Source organism: Pseudomonas trivialis (genome assembly GCF_001439805.1).
Taxonomy (GTDB): domain Bacteria; phylum Pseudomonadota; class Gammaproteobacteria; order Pseudomonadales; family Pseudomonadaceae; genus Aquipseudomonas; species Aquipseudomonas trivialis.
In genome coordinates, this window is record NZ_JYLK01000009.1 from 65,429 (window position 1) to 89,576 (window position 24,148).

Genomic DNA, 24,148 nt, shown 5'->3' on the forward strand with positions numbered 1-24,148 from the left:
ATGGGTATTGATCTTCCGCTGATCTGGGCCGTGATCATCATCTTCGGCATCATGATGTACGTGGTGATGGACGGCTTCGACCTGGGTATCGGCATCCTCTTTCCGTTTATTCCGGGCAAGGTCGACCGTGACGTGATGATGAACACCGTCGCGCCGGTGTGGGACGGCAACGAAACCTGGCTGGTGCTTGGCGGCGCGGCGCTGTTCGGCGCGTTTCCGCTGGCCTATTCGGTGGTGTTGTCGGCGCTGTACCTGCCGTTGATTCTGATGCTGATCGGGCTGATCTTTCGCGGCGTGGCCTTCGAGTTCCGCTTCAAGGCCAAGGACCACAAGCGCCACCTGTGGGACAAGGCGTTCATCGGCGGCTCGATCGCCGCGACGTTCTTCCAGGGCGTGGCGCTGGGGGCGTTCATCGATGGCTTCCCGGTGGTCAACCGCCAGTTCGCCGGCGGCTCACTGGACTGGCTCACCCCGTTCACGCTGTTCTGCGGCGTGGCACTGATCTTTGCCTATGCATTGCTCGGCTGCACCTGGCTGATCATGAAGACCGAAGGCAAGTTGCAGGCGCAGATGCACCGGCTGGCGCGGCCACTGGCCTTTGTGGTGCTGGCGGTGATGGGGGGCGTCAGCCTGTGGACGCCGCTGGCCCACGGCGATATCGCCTCGCGCTGGTTCAGCCTGCCCAATCTGTTCTGGTTCCTGCCGGTACCGATCCTGGTGCTGGTGACCCTGTATGGGCTGATTCGCGCCGTGGCGCGCCATGCGCATTACACGCCGTTCCTGTTGACGCTGGTGCTGATCTTCCTCGGCTACAGCGGCCTTGGCATCAGCCTGTGGCCGAACATCATCCCGCCGTCGGTATCGATCTGGGACGCCGCCGCGCCGCCGCAGAGCCAGGGCTTCATGCTGGTGGGCACGTTGTTCATCATCCCGTTCATCCTGGGTTACACCTTCTGGAGCTATTACGTGTTCCGCGGCAAGGTCACCCACGAAGACGGCTATCACTAGGAGGGTCGCACGATGTCCGGCAAACCTTCGTTGCACGAAATCGAACAGGCCGAAAAGCAGCCGCTGTGGCGGCGTCTCGGCTGGCTGGCAATGATCTGGACCGGCAGCGTGCTGGCCCTGTTCGTGGTGGCCAGCCTGATGCGCATGTTCATGAACGCGGCGGGCCTGACCACCCACTGACATCCCTGTCCGGGCTTCGCGGCCCGGTTTTCAGGCCTTGCTCTTCATCTGGAAGCGCAGGGCCTTTTTTTTACTTGCGCGCTTTGAGGATGACGAACTTGGGGGTAGCGGCGACTTGCTCGACGCCACGGAACAGGCGCGCCAATTTGCTGTGATAGCCCAGGTGGCGGTTACCGACGATATACAGCGCGCCGCCGACCACCAGCGCTTCCCTGGCCTGCTGAAACATGCGCCAGGCGAGGAAGTCGCCGACCACCTGCTGCTGGTGGAAGGGCGGGTTGCACAGCACCACGTCCAGCGATTGGGCTTCCTGACCGGCCAGGCCGTCGCCCGCACGCAGGATGACGTCACGCGCCCCCAGCGCCGCGCGCCAGTTCTCGTCGGCCGATTGAACGGCCATATAGGACTCGTCCACCAGGGTGTAGTGCGCATCGGGGTTGTGCAGCGCGCTGGCAATCGCCAATACGCCGTTGCCGCAACCCAGGTCGGCCACGCGGGCACTGCCCAGGTTGGTTGGCAGGTGGGGGAGGAAGGCGCGGGTGCCGATGTCGAGGCCTTCGCGGCAGAACACGTTGGCGTGGTTGAGCAGCGTGATGGCGGGCGTGTCCAGCGTGTAGCGGGTGGGGTAGGGCGACACGGCGGCCGGGCGGTCTTCAACGGTGGCGATCAGCAAACGGGCCTTTTTTACCGCCAGTGAGGCATGCATCGGCCCGATGTAGCGTTCGAGCAGTTCGCCGGCTGCCCGTGGCAAGTGTTTGACCATCGCCCCGGCAATCACCTCGGCGCCCGGCGCCAACTGGCCTTGCAGGCGGATCAGTTGTTCTTCAAGCAATGCCAGGGTTTTGGGGACGCGTACCAGCACCCGATCAAAGGGCCCTGTCGGCACTTGGCTGGCTGGCACAAACGGCACGGCATCGAATGCCCTGGCGTTGCGCAAAAGATTTTTTTCGAGGCCCTGTGCGGCCAGGAACGAGTCACCGCTGGACGTCACGTGCACCCGGCCTTCCAGGCTCGCCGCCAACGCGCCGAAACTGTCATTGAGCACCAGCACCCGGGTTGCCATCGTCGGTTGCTGCGCGGCCAAGTGGCTGAGCAGGTACTCGTCGGCTGCATCGAATGCCTGCAGCGGGTCATTGTGTTGCTCTGGCTGGCGAATCAGGTCGAGCTGGGCGAAGGGGCTGTCGAGCAGGGGCATGGCGGGGGAAACTCTGGGTCATCGATGGGCGTCGAGGCGGGAAGACCTGCCGCAACCATCTGAGCGAACTGCGAGGCGGGCCCTCGGGGCTGCATCAACACTCAGATTTGGCCGCAAATGTTACTTTTTTTTCGATGGGATTACATGGGGTGTTTACGCAACGCTCAAAACAGGCCGGCCTTGGACGCGCAGAGCACGGCGGCGATCTTGCTGTTGACGCCCAGCTTCTTGAGGCAACTGCTGATATGAAAGCCCACCGTGCGCTCGGCCAGGCACAAGATGGTGGCGATCTCAGACGCTGTCTTGCCCATGGCCGACCAGCGCAGGATTTCCGTTTCCCGTGGTGTCAGCTTGCAAGGCGGGCTGATGCCGGGCGTATCGGCGAACTTCTGCGCGACCACCGCGTGCATCGCATGGCACATCCAGAGTACCTGGCCGGCTTTTTCGTAAAGCTCCTCGGGGCTGACCTCGCGCTTGCTCCGACCCAGAGTCAGCATGCTGAACACGCCCTGGAAATCATGCACCGCCTGGGTCCATCCCTGATGCACGCCAAACGATTTGGCCAGCGCCCATAAATCGGGGGTGGCAGCGAAGGTTTTTTCCTCCCAGACAATAGGCAGCACGCTGCGTTTGCAATGAGCAACTATGGGATCAACATCAAAAAAGTGAGCGTGTTTATAGGTGCTCGTCCATTCATTTGGATAGTTATTGAGGTTGATGGGTTTCGTTTGGTTGTTTGCTTGTTGTGAGCTCATTGTAAACGAGCAATATTCAAATCCGAGTTCGTAGGTCTGATTAATCACCATCTCATAAACAGTAGTGATCTTGTTCTCGCCTTCCAGCTTGGAAAGCCTTGTGTTTCGCCAGTTAACCATCAGGAACGCTCCATGAGTTTTGGTGTGACTTGGGTACGTCCTAGCTCCCAATGCGGCACGAAAACAGTGTAGGACATGCCTTGCAGAATTGAACGAAAAATCTTCTTTATATGTCAGATGGCATCTTTGATTTTTTGTACGGAGACAGTGGTTTTGTATAGCTTAATTGATTAAGTGGTCGATTTTTCAGGCTGTCCACTTAGAGGGCGCAGCTAATTAATGGCGTATTTGAAGCGGCGTAATAGCGAAATATTCAGTAAGCGTTATATGCATGCGATGCCAAGCAAGTGTATCTAAAAGTTAACACATTGCCCTTCATTACAACGTGCCGCGGTGGCAACCCGTGGCAATGCCAGTACAAACCAACGGTGTTTACCCGCCAGGGTTTGAGGGACACTAGGGCACCTGTAGAACGGAGCCCCCCATGACGGCCAGTGCTGAGAAATTTACCCGCCAGACCCTGCTCGATGTGCAATCGCTGACCCCCAGCCTGTTTACCCTGCGCACCACCCGAGACGCCGGCTTTCGGTTCACCGCCGGCCAGTTCGTGCGCCTGGGCGTGACCAGGGCGGATGGCAGCACCGTATGGCGTGCCTACTCCATCGTGTCTTCGCCGTTTGACGAGCACCTCGACTTCTTCTCCATCGTGGTGCCGGGTGGCGAGTTCACCAGTGAGCTCAGCCGCCTGAAGGTAGGCGATACCTTGATGGTGGAACGCCAGGCCACGGGCTATCTGACCCTGAACCGTTTCGTCGATGGACGCGACTTGTGGCTGCTGGGCACCGGGACGGGCGTGGCGCCGTTCCTGTCGATCCTGCAGGACTTTGAGGTGTGGGAAAAATTCGAGCGCATCGTCCTGGTGTACAGCGCCCGCGAGGCCAGGGAGTTGGCGTATCAATCGCTGATCAGGGAGCTGGGTGAGCGCGAGTACCTGGCCGAGTTCGCGCACAAGCTCACCTACGTGCCGATCGTCACCCGCGAGCAGCATCCGGGCGCCTTGAATGGGCGTATCACCACCCTGATCGAAAACGGCGAACTGGAACGCGCCGCTGGCGTTGCGCTCACCCCGGAGCACTCCCGCGTGCTGATCTGCGGCAACCCGCAGATGGTCGATGACACACGTCAGCTGCTCAAACAGCGCGACCTGCAGTTGAGCCTGAGCCGGCGCCCCGGGCAGGTGGCGGTGGAAAACTACTGGTAAGCAAAAAGGCGCCCGCAGGCGCCTTCTTTGCGAAAACCGTTCGGCCTACAGCGGCTTGTCGTTCTGCGCCTTGAGCAGGTCGCGGATCTCACCCAGCAGCACTTCCTCCTTGGTCGGCACCGGTGGCAGGCTGGGGGCCTTGGCTTCTTCACGCTTGAGGCGGTTGATGACCTTCACGCCCATGAAGATCGCAAACGCGACGATGAGGAAGTCGACCACGCTCTGGATGAACTTGCCGTAGGCCAGCACCACGGCCGGTGCATCGCCCTGGGCTGCCTTGAGCGTTACCGCCAGGTCGCCGAAGTCCACGCCGCCGATCAACAGGCCCAGGGGGGGCATCACCACGTCGCCCACAAACGAGGACACGATTTTGCCGAAGGCGGCGCCGATGATGATACCGACAGCCATGTCGACTACATTACCTTTGACCGCGAAGGCCTTGAACTCACTGATCACGCTCATAGGTTTATTCCTTGTTACACATGAGAAGGGTGGGGCTCAGTGTAAGGCAGTCATGGCGGGCTCGCCCGACACAACTGTTAACACTGCCAGGTTTTATCGACACACCAAATCGCAAATAGTTTGCAAAGTGCCACCAATCGCGCGCGAAATACGCGCTATTTGACGGGGTTGCGAGAATAATTTCTCAATCGTCCTGGTGGGCTTTTTCTATTTATCTTCTGACTCGCGGGTCACTAGCCTCTGGCAAGCACAACTGAATGTGCGCGAAAAAAAACCAGAGGAAACCTCGATGAATCAGTCAACGAACCGTGGGCCCATACTGGCGCGACATGCGTTGCTGCTGGCCACCGCCAGCCTGCTTTCGCTGTCCGTACAGGCCGCCAACCTCACCCGTGACAACGGTGCCGCCGTCGGCGACAACCAGAACTCCCAGACCGCCGGCCCCAATGGCCCGGTCCTGCTGCAAGACGTGCAGCTGATCCAGAAACTGCAGCGCTTTGACCGCGAACGCATCCCGGAGCGCGTAGTGCACGCGCGTGGCACTGGCGCCCACGGCACCTTCACCGTCACCGATAACCTCAGCGACCTGACCAAGGCCAAGGTTTTCGCCGCCGGCGAAGCGACCCCGGTGTTCGTGCGTTTCTCGGCCGTGGTGCACGGCAACCATTCGCCGGAAACCCTGCGTGACCCGCGCGGCTTCGCCACCAAGTTCTATACCGCCGAAGGCAACTGGGACCTGGTCGGGAATAACTTCCCCACGTTCTTTATTCGCGATGCCATCAAGTTCCCGGACATGGTCCACGCGTTCAAACCCGATCCGCGCACCAACCTGGATGATGACTCCCGCCGTTTCGACTTCTTCTCCCATGTACCGGAGTCCACCCGAACATTGACCGAGTTGTACTCCGACTCGGGTACGCCGGCCAGTTACCGCGAGATGGACGGCAACGGCGTACATGCCTACAAACTGATTAACGCCAAAGGCGAAGTGCACTACGTCAAGTTCCACTGGAAGAGCCTGCAAGGCATCAAGAACCTTGATCCCGAGCAAGTCACCCAAGTGCAGGGGCGTGATTACAGCCATATGACCCATGACCTGGTCACCCATATCAACAAGGGCGATTTCCCCAAGTGGGACTTGTATGTGCAAGTGCTCAAGCCTGAAGACCTGGCCAAGTTCGATTTCGACCCGCTGGACGCCACCAAGATCTGGCCAAACGTGCCCGAGCGCAAAGTCGGGCAAATGGTGCTGAACCGCAACCCGGCGAACGTCTTCCAGGAAACCGAGCAGGTGGCCATGGCCCCGGCCAACCTGGTGCCGGGCATCGAGCCTTCGGAAGACCGTCTGCTGCAAGGTCGGGTGTTCTCCTATGCCGACACCCAGATGTACCGCCTGGGCGCCAACGCCTTGCAATTGCCGATCAACGCGCCACGGGTAACCGTCAACAACGGTAACCAGGACGGCACGCTCAACAGCGGCAAAACCACCAGCGGCGTGAACTACCAGCCAAGCCGCCTGGAAAATCGCGAAGAGCCGCAAGCCGCACGCTACAGTCAGTCGGCCCTGACCGGCAGCACCCAGCAGGCGAAGATCCAGCGCGAGCAGAACTTCAAGCAGGCCGGCGACCTGTACCGCTCCTACACCCCCAAAGAGCGCCAGGACCTGATCGACAACTTCGGTGGCTCGCTGGCCACGACCGATGACGAGAGCAAGCACATCATCCTCTCGTTCCTCTACAAGGCGGACCCGGAGTACGGCACCGGCGTGACCAAGGTCGCCAAGGGTGACCTGGCCCGCGTGAAGGCGCTGGCGGAAAAACTCAAAGACTGACCCGCAGGCTGTGGTCGGCGCCCCCCAGGGCGCCGACCCTTTGGAGAACACCATGCGTATTTCCATCGGTTTACTGATTGCCATGCTGGCCTTTGGCGCCCGTGCCGAATCGCCGGACCCGGTCGCGCTCAAGGCGCAGCTGCAAGACTATTACTTCGACGCCGCCCGCCGTGGCGACCTCGACATGCTCAACACCTTCATCGCGTCGGGCTACGCGCTCAACACCCAGGACGACAAGGGCTACACCGCGTTGATCCTCGCCGCCTATCACGGCGAAAGCGCCTACGTTGACCGCCTGCTGGCGGCCGGTGCCGATGCCTGCGTGCAGGACAAACGTGGCAATACCGCGTTGATGGGGGCGATCTTCAAAGGCGAGCTTAAAATCGCCCAGCGCCTGCTGGCCACCGACTGCAACCCCGACCAGCGCAATGGCGCCGGGCAGACGGCAGCGATGTACGCCGGGCTGTTCAAGCGCGTCGAACTGCTCGACGCGCTGAAGGCCAAGGGCGCCGATCTCAATGCGCAGGACCCCGTCGGCAACAGCGCGGCACGCTTGGCCAGCGGTGAAATCCGGACCCCGGCCTCGCGCTGAGCTATCATCGCGGTTTTTCGGTTGGAGGTTCTCAAATGGCAAAGGCCAAGCGCATGTACGGCTGCACCGAGTGCGGCGCGACCTTTCCCAAGTGGGCCGGCCAGTGCACCGAGTGCGGTGCGTGGAACACCCTCACGGAAACCATGATCGAGAGCGGCGGCGCTGCGGCGCCCACCGGTCGGGCCGGCTGGACCGGGCAGCAGGCGCAGATCAAGACCCTGGCCGAAGTCAGCGTCGAAGAGATTCCGCGTTTCTCCACCGCTTCCGGCGAACTCGACCGCGTCCTCGGCGGCGGGCTGGTGGACGGCTCGGTGGTGCTGATCGGCGGCGACCCCGGCATCGGTAAATCGACGATCCTGTTGCAAACCCTGTGCAGCATCGCCAGCCGCATGCCGGCGCTGTACGTCACCGGTGAGGAGTCCCAGCAGCAAGTGGCCATGCGCGCCCGTCGCCTGGGCCTGCCCCAGGACCAGTTGCGGGTGATGACCGAAACCTGCATCGAAAGCATCATCGCCACCGCCCGTATCGAAAAACCCAAGGTGATGGTGATCGACTCGATCCAGACCATTTTCACCGAACAACTGCAATCGGCGCCGGGCGGCGTGTCCCAGGTGCGCGAGAGCGCGGCGCTGCTGGTGCGCTATGCCAAGCAGAGCGGCACGGCGATCTTCCTGGTGGGCCATGTAACCAAGGAGGGCGCATTGGCCGGGCCGCGGGTGTTGGAACACATGGTCGACACCGTGCTGTATTTCGAAGGGGAGTCCGACGGTCGCCTGCGTCTGCTGCGGGCGGTGAAGAACCGCTTCGGCGCCGTCAACGAACTGGGCGTGTTCGCCATGACGGATCGGGGGCTCAAGGAAGTCTCCAATCCCTCGGCGATTTTTCTCACGCGCGCTCAGGAAGAAGTCCCGGGCAGCGTGGTCATGGCAACCTGGGAAGGCACCCGGCCGATGCTGGTGGAAGTGCAGGCGCTGGTGGACGACAGCCACCTGGCCAACCCGCGCCGCGTCACTCTCGGCCTGGACCAGAACCGTCTGGCAATGTTGCTCGCGGTGCTGCACCGTCACGGCGGTATCCCCACCCACGACCAGGACGTGTTCCTCAACGTGGTGGGCGGGGTCAAGGTGCTGGAGACCGCCTCCGACCTGGCCTTGATGGCAGCGGTGATGTCCAGCCTGCGCAACCGGCCGTTGCCCCATGACCTGCTGGTGTTTGGCGAGGTTGGCCTGTCGGGCGAAGTGCGGCCGGTGCCCAGTGGGCAGGAGCGCTTGAAGGAGGCGGCCAAGCATGGCTTCAAGCGGGCGATCGTGCCCAAGGGCAACGCACCGAAGGAATCGCCGCCGGGCATACAGATTATCGGGGTGACACGCCTGGAGCAGGCGCTGGATGCGTTGTTCGAGTAATCAGCCACACAGTAAAACCATGTGGGAGGTAGTGGCTGCCGATTTTTCAGGAGCTCCTGCATTTTTTTACCATCGCAAGGCTCTAGACCAACGTGGGGGGTGGCCTTTAAGGCAAGGAGCGCTAAACTCCGAATGGCTGTCTTTCTGTCCACCCTGGCTGGAATATAAAAATGAAAAATAATAATAGCCTGCTACGCCACCTGCCCTGGCTGGTGCTGGCAGTTGTAGGAGCATGCGCCCTGGGCGTAGTGGCCTTGCGCCGCGGCGAGGCGATCAACGCCTTGTGGATTGTGGTTGCGGCCGTGGCCATCTATCTGGTCGCGTACCGTTATTACAGTCTGTTCATCGCTAACAACGTGATGCAACTCGATCCACGTCGGGCCACGCCCGCAGTGGTCAACAACGACGGTCTGGACTATGTGCCGACCAACAAACACATCCTCTTCGGCCACCACTTTGCGGCGATTGCCGGTGCAGGCCCGCTGGTCGGCCCGGTGCTGGCCGCGCAGATGGGCTATCTGCCCGGCACACTGTGGCTGATTGCCGGCGTGGTACTGGCCGGTGCGGTGCAGGACTTCATGGTCCTGTTCCTGTCCACCCGCCGTAACGGCCGCTCCCTGGGCGACATGGTGCGCGAAGAGATGGGCCGCATTCCCGGCACCATCGCGCTGTTCGGCTGCTTCCTGATCATGATCATCATCCTCGCGGTGCTGGCGCTGATCGTGGTCAAGGCCCTGGCCGAGAGCCCGTGGGGCATCTTCACGGTGATGGCGACCATCCCGATTGCGATGTTCATGGGCATCTACATGCGCTACATCCGCCCCGGCCGCATCGGCGAGATTTCGATCATCGGCGTGCTGTTGCTGCTCGGTTCGATCTGGCTGGGCGGGCAGATTGCCGCCGACCCGGTCTGGGCCAAGGCCTTTACCTTTACCGGTATCCAGATCACCTGGATGCTGATCGGCTACGGGTTTGTGGCAGCGGTACTGCCGGTGTGGCTGATCCTCGCGCCGCGTGACTACCTGTCCACCTTCCTCAAGATCGGCACCATCATTGCCCTGGCCATCGGCATTCTGGTGACCATGCCCGACCTGAAAATGCCGGCGCTCACCCAGTTCATCGACGGCACCGGCCCAGTGTGGAAGGGCGGTCTGTTCCCGTTCCTGTTCATCACCATCGCCTGTGGCGCGGTTTCGGGGTTCCACGCGCTGATCTCCTCGGGCACCACGCCCAAGCTGCTCGCCAGCGAAAGCCACGCCCGTTACATCGGGTACGGCGGCATGCTGATGGAGTCGTTCGTGGCCATCATGGCGATGGTTGCCGCGTCGGTGATCGAGCCGGGCGTGTACTTCGCCATGAACAGCCCGGCCGCAATTGTCGGCACCGACGTGGTGACCGTGGCGCAGACCGTCAGCAGCTGGGGTTTTGCAATCACCCCTGAAGCGCTGTCGGCCGTGGCCCATGACATCGGTGAAACCACCATCCTGGCGCGTGCCGGCGGTGCTCCGACCCTGGCCGTGGGGATCGCGCAGATTCTGCACAGTGTGCTGCCGGGTGAAAACACCATGGCGTTCTGGTACCACTTTGCGATCCTGTTCGAAGCGCTGTTCATCCTGACCGCAGTGGACGCCGGCACCCGTGCCGGGCGCTTCATGCTGCAGGACCTGCTGGGCTCCTTCGTGCCGGCGCTCAAACGCACCGAATCCTGGACCGCCAACCTGATCGCCACCGCAGGCTGCGTGGCGATGTGGGGCTACCTGCTGTACCAGGGCGTGATCGACCCGTTGGGCGGCATCAACACCTTGTGGCCGCTGTTCGGTATCTCCAACCAGATGCTGGCCGGTATCGCGCTGATGCTCGCGACCGTGGTGCTGATCAAAATGAAACGCCAACGCTACATCTGGGTGACCATGGTGCCGGCGATATGGCTGCTGATCTGCACCACCACCGCAGGCTTCATCAAGCTGTTCGACGCCAACCCTGCGATCGGTTTCCTGTCCCTGGCCAAGAAGTACAGCGATGCTCTGGCCAATGGTCAGATCCTCGCACCGGCCAAGAGCGTCGACCAGATGCAGCACGTGATCTGGAACGCCTACACCAACGCAACGCTGACGGTGCTGTTCCTGTTCGTGGTGTTCAGCATCCTGTTCTATGCGCTCAAGGTTGGCGTAGCGGCCTGGGGCAACAAGGAACGTACGGATAAAGAAGCGCCATTCCAGGCCGTACCGGACGCATAACCGAGGATTGCAAACATGTTCAATGACATCAGTCGCCTCGGTAAATACCTCGGTCAGGCCGCACGCCTGATGGTCGGCATGCCCGACTACGACACCTACGTCGAGCATATGCAAACCAAACACCCGGACAAGCCGATGATGGACTACAAGGCGTTCTTCCGTGAACGCCAGGAGGCCCGATACGGCGGCAAGGGTGGGCCCAAGTGCTGTTGACCCGGCATTCGGGCTGGCAGTGATCCCATGTGGGAGGGGGCTTGCTCCCGATAGCGGTGTATCAGTTGCATGTAAATGCCTGACACACTGCTATCGGGGGCAAGCCCCCTCCCACATTTGTTTTTGTGTTCCTTCAAGGAGAATATTTTGTCCTCTCCCATTCCGGTCACCGTTCTCAGCGGTTTCCTCGGCGCCGGCAAGACCACCTTGCTGCGCCACCTGCTCAAGGCCGAGCACGGCCTTAAAATCGCCGTGATCGAAAACGAATTCAGCGACGCCGGCATCGACACCCAACTGCTGGGCGCCGAACCCGTGCAAGTCATGACCCTGTCCAACGGCTGCGTGTGCTGCACCATTCACACCGACCTGACCAAAGCCCTCTACCTGCTGCTCGAACGTCTGGACAGTGGCGAGATCGCCTTCGACCGCCTGGTGATCGAGTGCACGGGCCTGGCCGACCCCGCGCCCGTGGCCCAGACCTTCTTCATCGACGAGGACTTGCGTGAGCGCTACATCCTCGACGGCATCATCACCCTGGTGGACGCGGCCCATGCCGAGCATCACCTGACCCAGACCATCGCCCAGGCGCAGATCGGCTTTGCCGACCGCCTGTTGGTGAGCAAGCGCGACCTGGTGGACGAGGCCACGTTCGACGCCCTCAGCGAGCGCCTGACCCGCATCAACCGGCGCGCGCCGATTCGCGTGGTGGACCACGGCAACATCGACCTGGCCGAATTGCTCGATGTGCGCGGTTTCAATCTCAACGCTGGCATGAGCCTGCGCCCGGTGGGCAAGGCGCCGTCCATCGACCGTATTTCCAGCCTGGTGCTGCGCACCGATCAGCCGCTGGATATCGACCGGCTCAGTGAGTTCATGAACGAGCTGCTCGAAGACCACGGCAAGCAACTGCTGCGCTACAAGGGCGTGCTGAATATTGCCGGAGAGGATCGGCGTATGGTGTTTCAGGGCGTGCTGAAACTCTACGGCTTCGACTGGGACAGCGAATGGGCCGAGGGCGAGGCGCGGGAAAGTGTGATTGTGTTTATTGCCGATGAGTTGCCGGAAGACAAAATCCGCGAAGGCTTTGCGCGGGTCTACCAACCCTGACCTGACTGACTTGAAATGCAATCAAATGTATTTCAAATTTGGAACAGGCATAAAAAAGCCCGGCTCTAGAGCCGGGCTTCTTGTTCAAGCAACTGCACTCAAGCGCCGTACACCGGCAGCTTCTTGCAGATGGCCTTGACCTTCTCACGAACAGAATCAATCACGGCTTCGTTGTTCAGGTCCGCCAGGATGTCGCAGATCCAGCCGGCCAATTCCTTGCACTCGGCTTCCTTGAAGCCACGGGTGGTCACTGCCGGGGTGCCGAAGCGCAGGCCGGAGGTGACGAACGGCGAACGTGGGTCGTTCGGCACGGAGTTCTTGTTCACGGTGATGAAGGCTTTGCCCAGCGCAGCGTCAGCGTCCTTGCCGGAAATGTCCTGCTTGATCAGCGACAGCAGGAACAGGTGGTTCTCGGTACCGCCGGACACCACGTCAAAACCACGCTCGATGAACACGCCGGCCATGGCCTTGGCGTTTTTCACCACTTGCTGCTGGTAGGTCTTGAACTCAGGCTGCAAGGCTTCCTTGAAGCAGATCGCCTTGGCCGCGATCACGTGCTCCAGCGGGCCGCCCTGGGCGCCCGGGAAGACGGCGGAGTTCAGCTTCTTCTCGATCTCGGCATTGGCGCGCGCCAGGATCAGGCCGCCACGTGGACCGCGCAGGGTCTTGTGGGTGGTGGTGGTGACCACGTCAGCGTAAGGCACCGGGTTCGGGTAGACGCCCGCGGCGACCAGACCGGCCACGTGGGCCATGTCAACGAACAGGTAGGCACCGACCTTGTCGGCGATGGCGCGGAAACGCGGGAAGTCGAGGATCTGCGAGTAGGCAGAGAAGCCGGCCACGATCATTTTCGGCTTGTGTTCAACGGCCAGGCGCTCGACTTCGTCGTAGTCGATCAAGCCGTTGGCGTCGATACCGTATTGAACGGCGTTGTACAGCTTGCCGGAGGAGGACACGCTGGCGCCGTGGGTCAGGTGACCGCCGTGGGCCAGGCTCATGCCCAGGATGGTGTCGCCGCCTTGCAGCAGCGCCAGGTACACCGCGCTGTTGGCCTGGGAACCGGCGTGTGGCTGAACGTTGGCGTAATCGGCACCGAACAGTTCCTTGGCGCGGTCGATGGCAAGCTGCTCAACCACGTCGACGTATTCGCAGCCACCGTAGTAGCGCTTGCCCGGGTAGCCTTCGGCGTACTTGTTGGTCAGTACCGAACCTTGAGCTTCCATCACCGCAGGGCTGGTGTAGTTTTCCGAAGCGATCAGCTCGATGTGCTCTTCCTGGCGCACGGCTTCTTGCTCCATGGCGGCGAAGAGATCGGCGTCGTACTTGGCAATAGTCAAATCACGGCTGAACATGGCAGTCCTCAAGGATCGGGGGCAGAAAAGGAGGGCATTCTAACCCAATGGGTTTTGGATGGCATATGAAAGGACATCATGTCGCGGACAAGCGGGATTCATCTGGGGATTGGGGTTGAATGTGCCGCCGTCATCGGGAGCAAGCCCCCTCCCACAGAAGAACGCATTCCAACTGTGGGAGGGGGCTTGCTCCCGATGAGGCCATTAGCCGCACTGCACCCTCTCAGTCAAACAGGAACAGCGCATCATTGCTGAACTGCGCCTCGAACCGGTTCGCCGGCATCGGCCGCCCGAACAGGTAACCCTGCACCTCGTCGCAACCATGCTCCCTGAGGAAGTCCAACTGCTCGTGGGTTTCCACGCCTTCGGCGATCACCGCGAGGTTCAGGCTGTGGGCCATGGCGATAATGGCGCGGGCGATCTGCGCGTCCTGCTCGCCGGACGGCAGGCCGTCGACGAAGGTGCGGTCGATCTTCAACACGTCGATGGGGAACTGCTTGAGGTAATTGAGCGAAGAATAGCCGGTGCCGAAATCGTCCACTGCAATGCTCAGGCCCAGGTTTTTCAGGCTGGCGAGGATCTGCATGGCTTCGTTGACCTCGCGCATCAGGATGCTTTCGGTCAGCTCCAGCTCCAGGCACGCCGGCGGCAGACCGGTGTCCTTGAGGATGGTGGCGATGCGCGTGCCCAACTGGCCATCGGAGAACTGCCGCGCCGAGATGTTCACCGAGACTTTCGGCACGCGCACCTTGTTCTGGTGCCAGGTTTTCAACTGGCGACAGGCCTCGCTGAGCACCCAGTCGCCCACGTCCACCACCAGCCCCAGCTCTTCCAGCACCGGAATGAAGTCCCCTGGCGGCACCAGCCCACGGCGCGGGTGACGCCAGCGCAGCAGCGCCTCGGCGCCGGTCAGGCGTTTGCCGTCACCGCTGAACTGCGGCTGGTAATAAAGCACGAACTCGTCCTGCTCCAGTGCATGGCGCAGGTCGCTTTCCAGCTCCAGGCGCTCCAGGGCGCTGGCGTTCATGTCGGCCTGGTAGAACTGGAAGTTGTTCTTGCCGCGCTCCTTGGCGTGATACATCGCGGTGTCGGCGTTTTTCATCAACTGGCTCAGCTCATTGCCGTCCTGCGGGCTCAAGGCAATGCCGATACTGGCGGTCACGAAGAACTCGCGGCCCTCCAGCACAAAGGGTTTTACCAGGCTGGCGAGGATTTGCTCGGCCACATTGATCGCCCGGTTCAGCGCCAGTTCGCGACTGCCCCGCGGTTGCAGGAGCAAAGTGAACTCGTCGCCGCCCATGCGCGCCACGGTGTCGTCCTCGGCCACGCAGCCCAGCAGGCGCGTGGCCATTTCCTTGAGCATGCGGTCGCCGGCGGCGTGCCCGAGTGAGTCGTTGATCGGCTTGAAACGGTCGAGGTCGAGGAACATCAGCACCACCCACGACTTCTGCCGCTCGGCCGACTGCAACGCGGTGTGCAGGCGGTCCTGAAACAGCGTGCGGTTGGGCAGGTGGGTCAGGGCGTCGTAATACGCCAGGCGGTGGATGCGCTGTTCGCTGGCCTTGCGTTCGCTGATATCGCTGAAAAAGCACACATAGCTGGCCAGGTCGCCTTCGTCGTCGAACACGGCGGTAATCCCTACCCAGGCCGGATAATGCTCACCGTTGCGCCGCTTGAGCCACACTTCACCTTCCCAGGTGCTGTGCTGGTGCAACTGCTTGAGCACGTAGCGCAGGTGGGCTTCCTGTTGTTCATCCACGGTGAGCATGTTCGGCAACTGGTCGAGCACATCCGTCACCGCATAGCCGCTGACCCGGCTGAACGCCTCGTTGGCCTGCACGATATAACCGGCCGGGTCGGTGATCAGGATCGCCGAGGTGGAATGTTCGAATACCGTGGCCGCCATGCGCAGGTCTTTCTCGGCGCGGCGTTGCTGGCTGATATCGCGGCCCACGCCGAGGATGCCCTCGAAGGCGCCGTGTTCGTCCCACACCAGCACCAGGCGCATCTCGATCGGCACTTTGCGCCCATCGGCGCGCAGGCAGTCGAACAGGAACAGTTGCGTGTGGGTTTCATCGCGCAGCGCCGCCAGCGCCAGCGGATCGCCCGCTGCGCGGTTGACCTGTTCGAACAGCGCGCTGATGCCGGTCAGTTGCTGCGGGTTGGCGATGATCGACTGCCAGCCGTGTTTGAACACCCACTCCACGTCATAGCCCAGCACCGCATTGACCGATGGGCTGAGGTAGTTGAGCGCCAGTTGGCTGTCGGTGGAGCAGATCACATCGCTGATGCTCTCGGCCAGCATGCGGTAGCGCTGTTCGCTGTCACGCAGGGATTCGCTGGCTTCGATCTGGTCGGTAATGTCCTTGGCCACGCCAATGATGCGCGTCACCTGGGCGCTGTTGTCGCGGGCCAGGGCCTGTTCGCGGATATCGAACCGCCGCCAGTGATTGTTGCGATGGCGAAAGCGCAGCTGGCAGTGCAACTGAGTCGAATAGCCGACCTCGCGCTGCTGCTGGCGCTGGTCCTGATAGTGCTCGGCGTCTTCGGGGTGCAGCAGGATCTCCCAGAAATACTCGCCCATCTGCGCAAGTTCGACCTGGTCGTAGCCGAGGGTATGGCCGAGGTGGTGGTTGCTGAAGAGCATGCGCTGGCTGATCACGTCCTGCACATACAGGTGGTCGGGCACGGTGCGCACCACGTCCGACCAGAAGCTTTCGCGTTCCACCAGCGACAACTCGATCAGCTTGCGGCTGGTGATGTCATTGATGCTGAGGATCACCGCCTTGAAGTCGTCCAACTGTTCCGGCAGGCGCATCACCAGCCACAGGTATTGCGGGTGACCGGCGACATCGTTGAGCTGGATCTCCAGCTCCAGCTGTTTTTGCTGGGTCAGCACCGCTTCGAGGACCTGGTAGCCAATCGAGGTGGCGTTGTGCGGCGAGTCATCGAGCAGGCGCTCCCAGGCCTGGTCGCAGGAGCTGACATTCAATAAACGCACGGCCACCTGGTTCACCTCGGTGATCCGCAGCCCTTTGAGCAAGTGCCCACGCGCCTCGGGATTGTTTTGCAGCCAGGCGTACAGTTGCTCGCGGCTGTGCAACTGTGCCTTGTCGAAGAACGCCTTGAGGCTCGACAGGTCGAGCACGCACAGGGCCACGCCGGTGCCTTCGAAAATATCCTGGTAGCGGCGCCGGCCTTCATTCACCTGGCGTTGGCGCCGACGCATGTTCAGCAGCACGATCACCGGGATCAGCGAAAATGCCAGGCCCAGCAGGCATTTGCCGATAAACGCCGGCAGCAGTTCTTCGAGCACCGCGCTGCGGTCGAACAGGCCGCGCAGTTGCCAGTCGCTTTTGCTCAACGGGGTGATCAGCACGCTTTTGTTCAGTTCGTCCGCGGTCAGGTTGCTGACCCCTTGCGCCGACATACCGCCTTCACGGCTGACCACCTGGTGGTTGATGCGGTTTTCGATGGCCCACATCGGCCGCTGACCCTGGCCGTCCTGGCGGGTGAGGTTGGTCAGGTAGTCGGGCGCCAGGCGCAGCGCCCAGTACATCCGCGAGCCACCGCTGGGCTGGTGCAGCAGCAGGTAGATGAGGCTGCCGTCGTGGTTGTTGCTCAGGTAATAGGACTGACCGTGGCTGCGCTGAACCAGTTCTGCAAGCCAGGCGCTGTCCTGGCTGTCGGCGGCGCTGTCGCTGATAATCGCGCCGCTGGGGGCGAGCAGGGCGAGGCTGCGCAGTTCGGGCAGCGAGCGTTGCAGGCTGCGCATCAGGGCTTGTTGCTGTTCGTTGTCACGCGGGGGCTCGACCATGGGCAGCAGGTTCAACGCGATTTTTGCGCTCAGGGCCATGTTCAGGCTGATTTGCTCGGCCAGGTCGGCGCTGTAGTCGATGGTGTATTGCTGCTGGTTTTTCTGGTTTTGCTGCAATTGGTCAAACAACTGCCAGAACAGCAACGCGAGCAGCATCAGCACCAAGGTCGCCAATGCGCCTTTGAGGGTGCCGTGCATGGGCGCTCCCGGTGCCAGATGGGCGGCGCGCAGGGGCGAGGGCGGCGTGACGTTGGACAAGCTGTGATCCTGCGGTTTGGCGGACTGGCGCGGCGTGCACTATAAGCCTGACGCCCGGAGGGCGGCTAGCATGCCTTGACTTGTGGCAAAGTGCCAGCCCTGGCCTGGCTGGACTGACCAAGCGCATTCAGGTAGCTTTGCCGGTTACGCGGGGGCGTTCCAGCCCCAGACATTCAGGCTTTTTCCGCTCGCTGGCATTGATCATAGTCAAAGGCCCGCGCCGCGCATGGCCTGGCACGGGCTTCGCCCGCTCAATTCATCAGTCACTGACGCTAGGTTCACCATGGCTCAATACGTCTTCACCATGCATCGGCTGGGAAAAGTTGTTCCGCCGAAGCGGGAAATCCTGAAAAACATTTCGCTGTCCTTCTTCCCCGGCGCCAAGATCGGCGTGCTCGGCCTCAATGGCTCGGGTAAATCCACCCTGTTGAAAATCATGGCCGGCGTCGACACCGAGTTCGAAGGCGAAGCGCGCCCGATGCCGGAACTGAACATCGGCTACCTGCCGCAAGAGCCGATCCTGGACCCGACCAAGACCGTGCGTGAAGTGGTCGAAGAGGCCGTCAGCGTGATCAAGAACGCCCAGGCGCGCCTGGACGAGGTCTACGCGGCTTACGCAGAAGAAGACGCCGACTTCGACAAGCTCGCCGCCGAACAGGCCAAGCTCGAAGCCATCCTGCAGGCCAGCGACGGTCACAACCTGGAGCGCCAGCTGGAAGTCGCCGCCGACGCGCTGCGCCTGCCGGCGTGGGACGCCAAGGTCGAATTCCTCTCCGGTGGTGAAAAACGCCGCGTTGCCTTGTGCCGCCTGCTGCTGTCGGCCCCCGACATGCTGCTGCTCGACGAACCAACCAACCACCTGGACGCCGACTCCGTCGCCTGGCTGGAGCATTTTCTGCACGATTTCCCGGGCACCGTGGTTGCGATCACGCACGACCGTTACTTCCTCGACAACGTCGCCGGCTGGATCCTCGAGCTCGACCGTGGCGCCGGTATCCCTTACGAGGGCAACTACTCCGGTTGGCTGGAAGCCAAGTCCGACCGTCTGGCCGCCGAATCCAAGCAGCAATCGGCCCACGAAAAGGCCATGAAGGAAGAACTGGAATGGGTGCGCAAAGGCGCCAAGGCCCGCCAGTCCAAATCCAAGGCACGTCTGCAACGCTTTGAAGAAATGCAGTCGCAGGAATTCCAGAAGCGCAGCGAAACCAACGAGATCTACATCCCGGCCGGCCCGCGCCTGGGTGACAAGGTCATCGAGTTCAAGAACGTTTCCAAAGGCTACGGCGACCGCGTGCTGATCGACAACCTGTCGTTCTCCATGCCAAAAGGCGCAATCGTCGGCGTTATCGGCGGTAACGGTGCGGGTAAATCCACCCTGTTCCGCATGCTGATGGGCAAGGAAACCCCGGATTCTGGCAGCATCGAGATCGGCGAAACCGTGCAGCTTGCCTGTGTCGATCAGAGCCGCGACGACCTCGACGGCAGCAAGACGGTGTTCCAGCAGGTGTCCGACGGTTCCGACCAGATCCGCATCGGCAACTATGAAATCCCGTCGCGCACTTATGTGGGCCGTTTCAACTTCAAGGGCGGCGACCAGCAGAAGTTCGTCAAGGACCTGTCCGGTGGTGAGCGCGGTCGCCTGCACCTGGCCCTGACCCTGAAAGAAGGCGGCAACGTGTTGCTGCTCGACGAACCGTCCAACGACCTCGACGTTGAAACCCTGCGTTCCCTGGAAGAAGCCCTGCTGGACTTCCCGGGCGCCGCCATTGTGATCTCTCACGATCGGTGGTTCCTTGACCGCGTCGCGACTCACATCCTGGCGTACGAAGACGACTCGCAAGCGGTGTTCTTCGAAGGCAACTACACCGAGTACGAAGCGGACCGTAAAAAGCGCCTCGGCGATGCGGCTGCGCAACCGCACCGGGTGCGGCACAAGAAACTGGCCTGATTCAGGCGGGTTGTTTGTAAGAACGGAGCCTTCGGGCTCCTTTTTTTTGCGTTTTTTCAGGAATACCAAGGTGAGTTCATCGGGAGCAAGCCCCCTCCCACAGTCGGAATGCATTCCCCTGTGGGAGGGGGCTTGCTCCCGATGGCGGTATACCGGCTGACACCCGCCTGGGCTAAGCGTCGGGCGTGATGTGCAACACTTCAATCACCTGATCGCCGACGGGCCGTTTCCACACCACCTCGTCGCCGACCTGAGCGCCCAGCAGCGCGCGACCCAGGGGCGAGCCCCAGTTGATCAGGCCTGCGTTGGCGTCGGCCTGGTCTTCCCCGACCAGTTGAATGCGCTGCTGTTCGTCCTGCTCGTTGGCGAAGGTAACCCAACTGCCAATCTGCACCTTGTCGGTCGACGTGGCCGGCGCAACGACCTGAGCACTCTGTACCCGCTGGTTGAAGTAGCGCAGATCCCGCTCGAGATCAGCCTGGCGCTGTTTATCGGCCTGCTCGCCCTTGGCGGACTCGGCGCTGTGTTCGGCCTGCAACTGCGCAACCCTGGCCTGCAACTGCGCCAAACCGGACGCGGTGAGGTGATTGGGCTGCTCGCTGACCTGGCGTTCTACCGGCTGATCAGCCTGGGCGGCGGCGTTGTCTTCGTTTACAAAAGCTCGGCTCATGACATTCTCCTCAATGGAGGTTGGGCCCTGTGCGCCGCTCGATCGTTCCCGCGTTCTGCGTGGGAGCGATCTATTGGGCGCGGTAGGCCCTGGCGGCGTCGCGGTCTTTCTCCCGCTGCCAGGCACGCTCGCGGTAGTCCCAGCGGTTGTCTCTGTAGTCACGCAGTTCTTCGTGTTCACGCATGGCCTTGCACTGGCGAAAACCATCCTCCCAGCCGGCGGCGTATTCCCGGTCTTTCAGGTAACGCGGTACATTTTTGCGAAACTCCCCGCTGATCACCCCGGCTGCCTGGCGTCCGCTGCTACAGCCATCATCGAAGCCATCGGCAAACGCCGGTGGATAACCCTTGGCCAGCAGATCCTGATGGGTTGTTTGGCATCCCGACAACCACAACACTGCGCCCAGCATCACCGCATACCGCCACATGGCGCACTCCCTGGCCGTTTCTCGGCTTATGGGAGGAAGTCTAGTCAGGGATTTGTCGGGGCGGCGTGAAAGGCGGGTGAGAACGCTGTGAGATGGAACCCTCCCACAGTTAATTTTCATCTGGTTTGGATCGGTGCCCAACGTTCCCTGGCTGTGTCTTGGCGAACCACCACCAGGCGCCCACCCCCAGCAAGGTCGCCAGCACGGCCAGCATCAGGATCACCGATTGCGTGCCCAGCGGCGCCGCAAGCAGCGCCACCAGCAGGCCTGCCAGAGGCTGCGACAGGTTGTTCAGCAAGGTGATCACGCCCACGGTCTTGCCAAAATCCTGGGGCGGGATCACCCGTTGCCGGAGGGTGCGCAGGTAGACGTTGAACATCTTGTCGAAGCCTGTAATCAACAGGAAACCCAGCACATAGCCGCTGAGGTTCGGGCTCAGCGCGCTGATCAAGGCCCCCGTGGCAATCATCGAATAGCCGACACCGCCCAGCAGCCGCAGAGGCAGTGCCGCTCGGGCGAGGAAAAACAGGATCACGATCGTCGTGACCGCACCCGCCGCCTGCAGCCCGGCGTAGCTGTCCTTGCCGGCGCTGTATTGGCCGATCACCATGGCCGCCGAGGTGGCCAGGGTGACGCCGACGATCAGGTTCACGCCTGCGGCCAGCAGGATGACTTTTTTCAGCTCCGTGAGACGGCGGATATGCCCGAACGCGATGCGCAGAGGTCGCAGCCAGAGGTCCTGATGCTGCTCGAAAACCTCCAGGGTCACGCGGCTCAGGCGTTGCCACGCGAGCATGCTCAGGTCCGCCAGCAGGAACAGCCCGGCGACCCACAGCACCACCCAATGCCAGGCCCACACCTCCAGCATCAGTGCCGCCAGCAGTGGGCCGAGGACCAGGCCGGTCTGGTCGGCGATCTGGGAATACGACAGGGTTTTGGTATAGCTGTAGTGCTCGAAGATATGCGGCATCAGCACTTCGCGCGCCATGATGCCTTGCGTGGTCAGCACCCCGCACAGCGCCGACAGCAGCACCACCCAGGTGATACCGCCGAAAAAAACGTGGAGCGCCACGGCCAGCACACACAGCAAGGCCCGATAGACCTGGCTGATATGCAGGATTTTTATCGGGGAGTATTTGTCGCACAGCGCGCCGCACAACGGAAACGCAAGATAGCGCGGCAGCGATTCGACGAAGAAGGCCAGCCCCGCCCAGGCGACACTGTGGGTGGTCTGGAATACCACCAGCGGCACGATGAACAGCAGGATCTGATCGGCCAGCCTGGATAGAAACAGCGAGATGAAAAAAGCCAGGTAGTCCTTACGCATCAGAGCTCTTCTGTCAGCGAAGACGGGGCGACGCAATTTTCTAGAACCGCCGAAAGTCTTTGTGGCGAGGGGGCTTGCCACAGAGGTCCTATGGGTTGAAGTGGGTCAGTAGTGATACCACTTCACTTCCAGCATCACTTCATTCACCGGCGTCGACAGATGACTGTACTCGCGCTGGGCACTCAGGCGCAGGCCCAGGTTGCGCGACAGCTCCCACTGTTGGTTCAGGCTGATACTGCGGCGTACTTCGCCATTGGTGAAGAAATCCCCCTTGGCCTCCAGGCTGAGGTTGCCCAGCGGGTTTTTCCACAGCACGCCGGTGTTGAAGCCGGCGGCGGGGGAGATCGCTTCGCTGAAGTCGTTGTTGTGTTCCACGCGCACGGTGCCAAGGGCGAAGCCGAGCATGTCGTCGCGCAATTGCCAGGTGCCGCCGGCCCCGCCGTTGACGTGGGCCACCAGGGTTTCGTCGTCGTGTTTGCCCGGTACGCGCTCCAGGCCGCCGGTGACTTGCCATGACCAGGGTTGCAACAGCGCGTTGCGCGGGGTCAGGGAGCGGATGGTGGCCAGGTCCAGTTGCTGCAGTTGCCAGTGATTGCCTTCGTACTGACGCAGTTTCATCTGCAGGATTTCGATCTGCGCACCCAAGGGGAAACCTTCAGCGTTGTCGTTGAGGTCATGGTAGGCCATGCGCAGGCCGTATTCGCCGAAGGCCTTGTCGCCTCGAGTGCCGATGCCGGCCTGCCAGGTGCGTGATTCGTGGCCGTTTTCCGGCAGGCCCGGCGGCGTGATTTTCAGGTCCGGCGCAGGGTTCTGGTTGATCGCGCGCAACAATTCGAAGCTGCGCTGGGAGCGGGCGGTGTCGCGCTCCAGGCCATTGGCGCGGTAGCGGCCCAGGCGGTAGGCGGCGTCGATGACCAGCGCCTGACGGTCACGCGGCAGCGCCTTGAAGCCCGGCGCCTGCAACTGCTTCTGGTCATCGCTGATCTTCAGCACCCATTGTTGCTCATCGCCGTCCAGCGGCTTGGCGCGTTCCAGCAACTCGCGCTCGCGGGACGGGCGATAGTCGATCTTCTCCACCAGGCCCGCGTCCTTGACCGCCTTGACCGTGTCGGTGGGGATGGCGGTGAGGGGGAATTGCTCGGTCAGGCGCAGGCCGGGGCGCGCCACTTGCAGCAATTCCAGCAGGCGATAGGAGCAGTTTTCATCGAAGAAGAAGTAGTCGAACTTGATCTGCTTGAGTTCCCACACGTGCTCGACCATGCGCTTGGTCTCGACTTCGGTGAGGTTGAGGCGGTATTCCCACAGGTCGCGGTTTTCGAGGCTGCGGTATTCCGAGAGTTTTTCCTGATACGGCACCAGCGCGAACAGGCCGGGGTAGCCGCCGGCGAGGCCCTTCCAGGCGTAGAGAATGCTGTTGTCAGAGCCTTCGATGTAGGCGCCGAAGTTGATCGCGTAGCTGAGCAGCGCGGTCTTGTCCCGCTGCACATCCGCCTGGTCGATGCGCAGCAGGGTATGGCCGAACATCGACGACGGGCTGTTGAGGTAGGCCGCCGGGAAGATCATCACCGCGCTGTGGGGCGCGACGTCCTTGAACCACTGGGTGAATTCCTTGCACGCCAGCGCAGGCAGGTCGGTCAGTTGCAACTGCGCCTTGAGCCAGCGGGTGCGCGCGGGGTAAACGCATTGGGCGTGTTTTTCGCCAAGGCTGGCCGGAGCGTACAGCGCTTCAACGGTGGCCTTGAGCTCGGCATCCGGGTGGTGGGCACCGTCGGCTGCGAGAAAGAATGTGTTGTCGCTGACATAGCTGCGCCAGCCTTTGATCTTGCCGGCTTCGTAATGGCCCAGAGATAGCCAGAACGGATCGTTGGCCAGTTGCTGCAAACGTTGATCATCAATATGCGGGGCCGCGTACAGCGGGGCGCAGGCGAAGAGTGCCAGCCAGGCAAAGCGTTTGAGCATAAGGGCTACTTAAGTCGGAAAAAGTGAGACCCAAAGGGGAGGCGGGCCCAAAAAATAAAACCCGCGCCTCAAGAGGCGCGGGCAGG

At 61.7% G+C, this 24,148-nt stretch carries 19 protein-coding genes; 10 read left to right on the forward strand and 9 right to left on the reverse strand.

All coding sequences use genetic code 11. The features are described 5' to 3' along the window. Both cydB and TU79_RS25330 read left to right on the forward strand, forming a co-directional pair. Window positions 1–1,008, forward strand: a complete 1,008-nt coding sequence (cydB, locus tag TU79_RS14825; RefSeq protein WP_057008675.1) for a cytochrome d ubiquinol oxidase subunit II — start codon at window positions 1–3, stop codon at window positions 1,006–1,008. A gap of 12 nt (window positions 1,009–1,020) precedes the next feature. Then, window positions 1,021–1,188, forward strand: a complete 168-nt coding sequence (locus tag TU79_RS25330) for a DUF2474 domain-containing protein (RefSeq protein ID WP_010206690.1) — start codon at window positions 1,021–1,023, stop codon at window positions 1,186–1,188. A 70-nt stretch (window positions 1,189–1,258) separates the two neighbouring features. Here TU79_RS25330 and TU79_RS14830 read toward each other — a convergent pair whose 3' ends face one another. Both TU79_RS14830 and TU79_RS14835 read right to left on the reverse strand, forming a co-directional pair. Continuing rightward, the gene (locus tag TU79_RS14830) at window positions 1,259–2,383 is read right to left on the reverse strand and encodes a methyltransferase (RefSeq protein WP_057008676.1); all 1,125 of its coding nucleotides are present in this window, start codon (window positions 2,381–2,383) and stop codon (window positions 1,259–1,261) included. Window positions 2,384–2,547: 164 nt separating this feature from the next. Continuing rightward, window positions 2,548–3,258, reverse strand: a complete 711-nt coding sequence (locus tag TU79_RS14835; RefSeq protein ID WP_057008677.1) for a helix-turn-helix transcriptional regulator — start codon at window positions 3,256–3,258, stop codon at window positions 2,548–2,550. A 424-nt stretch (window positions 3,259–3,682) separates the two neighbouring features. On the opposite strand from TU79_RS14835, the gene TU79_RS14840 reads away from it, so the two are divergent. Next, window positions 3,683–4,459, forward strand: a complete 777-nt coding sequence (locus TU79_RS14840) for a ferredoxin--NADP reductase (protein ID WP_057008678.1) — start codon at window positions 3,683–3,685, stop codon at window positions 4,457–4,459. 45 nt (window positions 4,460–4,504) lie between these two features. Here TU79_RS14840 and mscL read toward each other — a convergent pair whose 3' ends face one another. Continuing rightward, complete coding sequence (mscL, locus tag TU79_RS14845; RefSeq protein WP_057008679.1) at window positions 4,505–4,921, reverse strand: large-conductance mechanosensitive channel protein MscL; 417 nt, start codon at window positions 4,919–4,921, stop codon at window positions 4,505–4,507. 289 nt (window positions 4,922–5,210) lie between these two features. Between mscL and TU79_RS14850 the strand changes: the two genes are divergently transcribed. The 6 genes from TU79_RS14850 to yjiA all read left to right on the forward strand — a co-directional run bounded on the left by TU79_RS14850 (window position 5,211) and on the right by yjiA (window position 12,304). Continuing rightward, a complete protein-coding gene (locus tag TU79_RS14850; protein WP_057008680.1) occupies window positions 5,211–6,752 on the forward strand; it encodes a catalase in 1,542 nt (513 codons plus the stop codon). A 52-nt stretch (window positions 6,753–6,804) separates the two neighbouring features. Next, window positions 6,805–7,344: an ankyrin repeat domain-containing protein gene (locus tag TU79_RS14855; RefSeq protein WP_057008681.1), complete on the forward strand. Its 540-nt coding sequence runs from the start codon at window positions 6,805–6,807 to the stop codon at window positions 7,342–7,344. A gap of 35 nt (window positions 7,345–7,379) precedes the next feature. Continuing rightward, entirely contained in the window at window positions 7,380–8,747 is a 1,368-nt protein-coding gene (gene radA / locus TU79_RS14860) for a DNA repair protein RadA (RefSeq protein ID WP_003235145.1), read from the forward strand. Between the two features lie 170 nt (window positions 8,748–8,917). Beyond that, window positions 8,918–10,984 carry a carbon starvation CstA family protein gene (locus tag TU79_RS14865; RefSeq protein ID WP_057008682.1) on the forward strand — a complete coding sequence of 689 codons (2,067 nt, stop codon included), beginning with the start codon at window positions 8,918–8,920 and terminating at the stop codon, window positions 10,982–10,984. A 15-nt stretch (window positions 10,985–10,999) separates the two neighbouring features. Next, window positions 11,000–11,197: a YbdD/YjiX family protein gene (locus tag TU79_RS14870; protein ID WP_003176208.1), complete on the forward strand. Its 198-nt coding sequence runs from the start codon at window positions 11,000–11,002 to the stop codon at window positions 11,195–11,197. Window positions 11,198–11,344: 147 nt separating this feature from the next. Beyond that, complete coding sequence (yjiA, locus tag TU79_RS14875) at window positions 11,345–12,304, forward strand: GTPase (RefSeq protein ID WP_057008683.1); 960 nt, start codon at window positions 11,345–11,347, stop codon at window positions 12,302–12,304. A 98-nt stretch (window positions 12,305–12,402) separates the two neighbouring features. Here the strand turns inward: yjiA and glyA are convergent, their stop codons facing one another. Further along, window positions 12,403–13,656, reverse strand: a complete 1,254-nt coding sequence (glyA, locus tag TU79_RS14880; protein ID WP_057008684.1) for a serine hydroxymethyltransferase — start codon at window positions 13,654–13,656, stop codon at window positions 12,403–12,405. Window positions 13,657–13,879: 223 nt separating this feature from the next. Further along, entirely contained in the window at window positions 13,880–17,731 is a 3,852-nt protein-coding gene (locus tag TU79_RS14885; RefSeq protein ID WP_057008685.1) for a bifunctional diguanylate cyclase/phosphodiesterase, read from the reverse strand. 283 nt (window positions 17,732–18,014) lie between these two features. Here TU79_RS14885 and ettA point away from each other — a divergent pair, with 283 nt between their 5' ends. After that, window positions 18,015–19,679, forward strand: a complete 1,665-nt coding sequence (gene ettA, locus TU79_RS14890) for an energy-dependent translational throttle protein EttA (RefSeq protein ID WP_057008686.1) — start codon at window positions 18,015–18,017, stop codon at window positions 19,677–19,679. 172 nt (window positions 19,680–19,851) lie between these two features. Here the strand turns inward: ettA and TU79_RS14895 are convergent, their stop codons facing one another. The 4 genes from TU79_RS14895 to TU79_RS14910 form a co-directional block, all read right to left on the reverse strand. After that, window positions 19,852–20,349 carry a GreA/GreB family elongation factor gene (locus TU79_RS14895; protein WP_057008687.1) on the reverse strand — a complete coding sequence of 166 codons (498 nt, stop codon included), beginning with the start codon at window positions 20,347–20,349 and terminating at the stop codon, window positions 19,852–19,854. A gap of 70 nt (window positions 20,350–20,419) precedes the next feature. Further along, on the reverse strand, window positions 20,420–20,776 hold the full coding sequence (locus TU79_RS14900; RefSeq protein WP_057008688.1) for a hypothetical protein: 357 nt from the start codon (window positions 20,774–20,776) through the stop codon (window positions 20,420–20,422). 109 nt (window positions 20,777–20,885) lie between these two features. Beyond that, a complete protein-coding gene (locus TU79_RS14905) occupies window positions 20,886–22,103 on the reverse strand; it encodes an MFS transporter (protein WP_057008689.1) in 1,218 nt (405 codons plus the stop codon). 105 nt (window positions 22,104–22,208) lie between these two features. Beyond that, complete coding sequence (locus TU79_RS14910; protein WP_057008690.1) at window positions 22,209–24,062, reverse strand: Lnb N-terminal periplasmic domain-containing protein; 1,854 nt, start codon at window positions 24,060–24,062, stop codon at window positions 22,209–22,211. Window positions 24,063–24,148 lie beyond the last annotated feature (86 nt).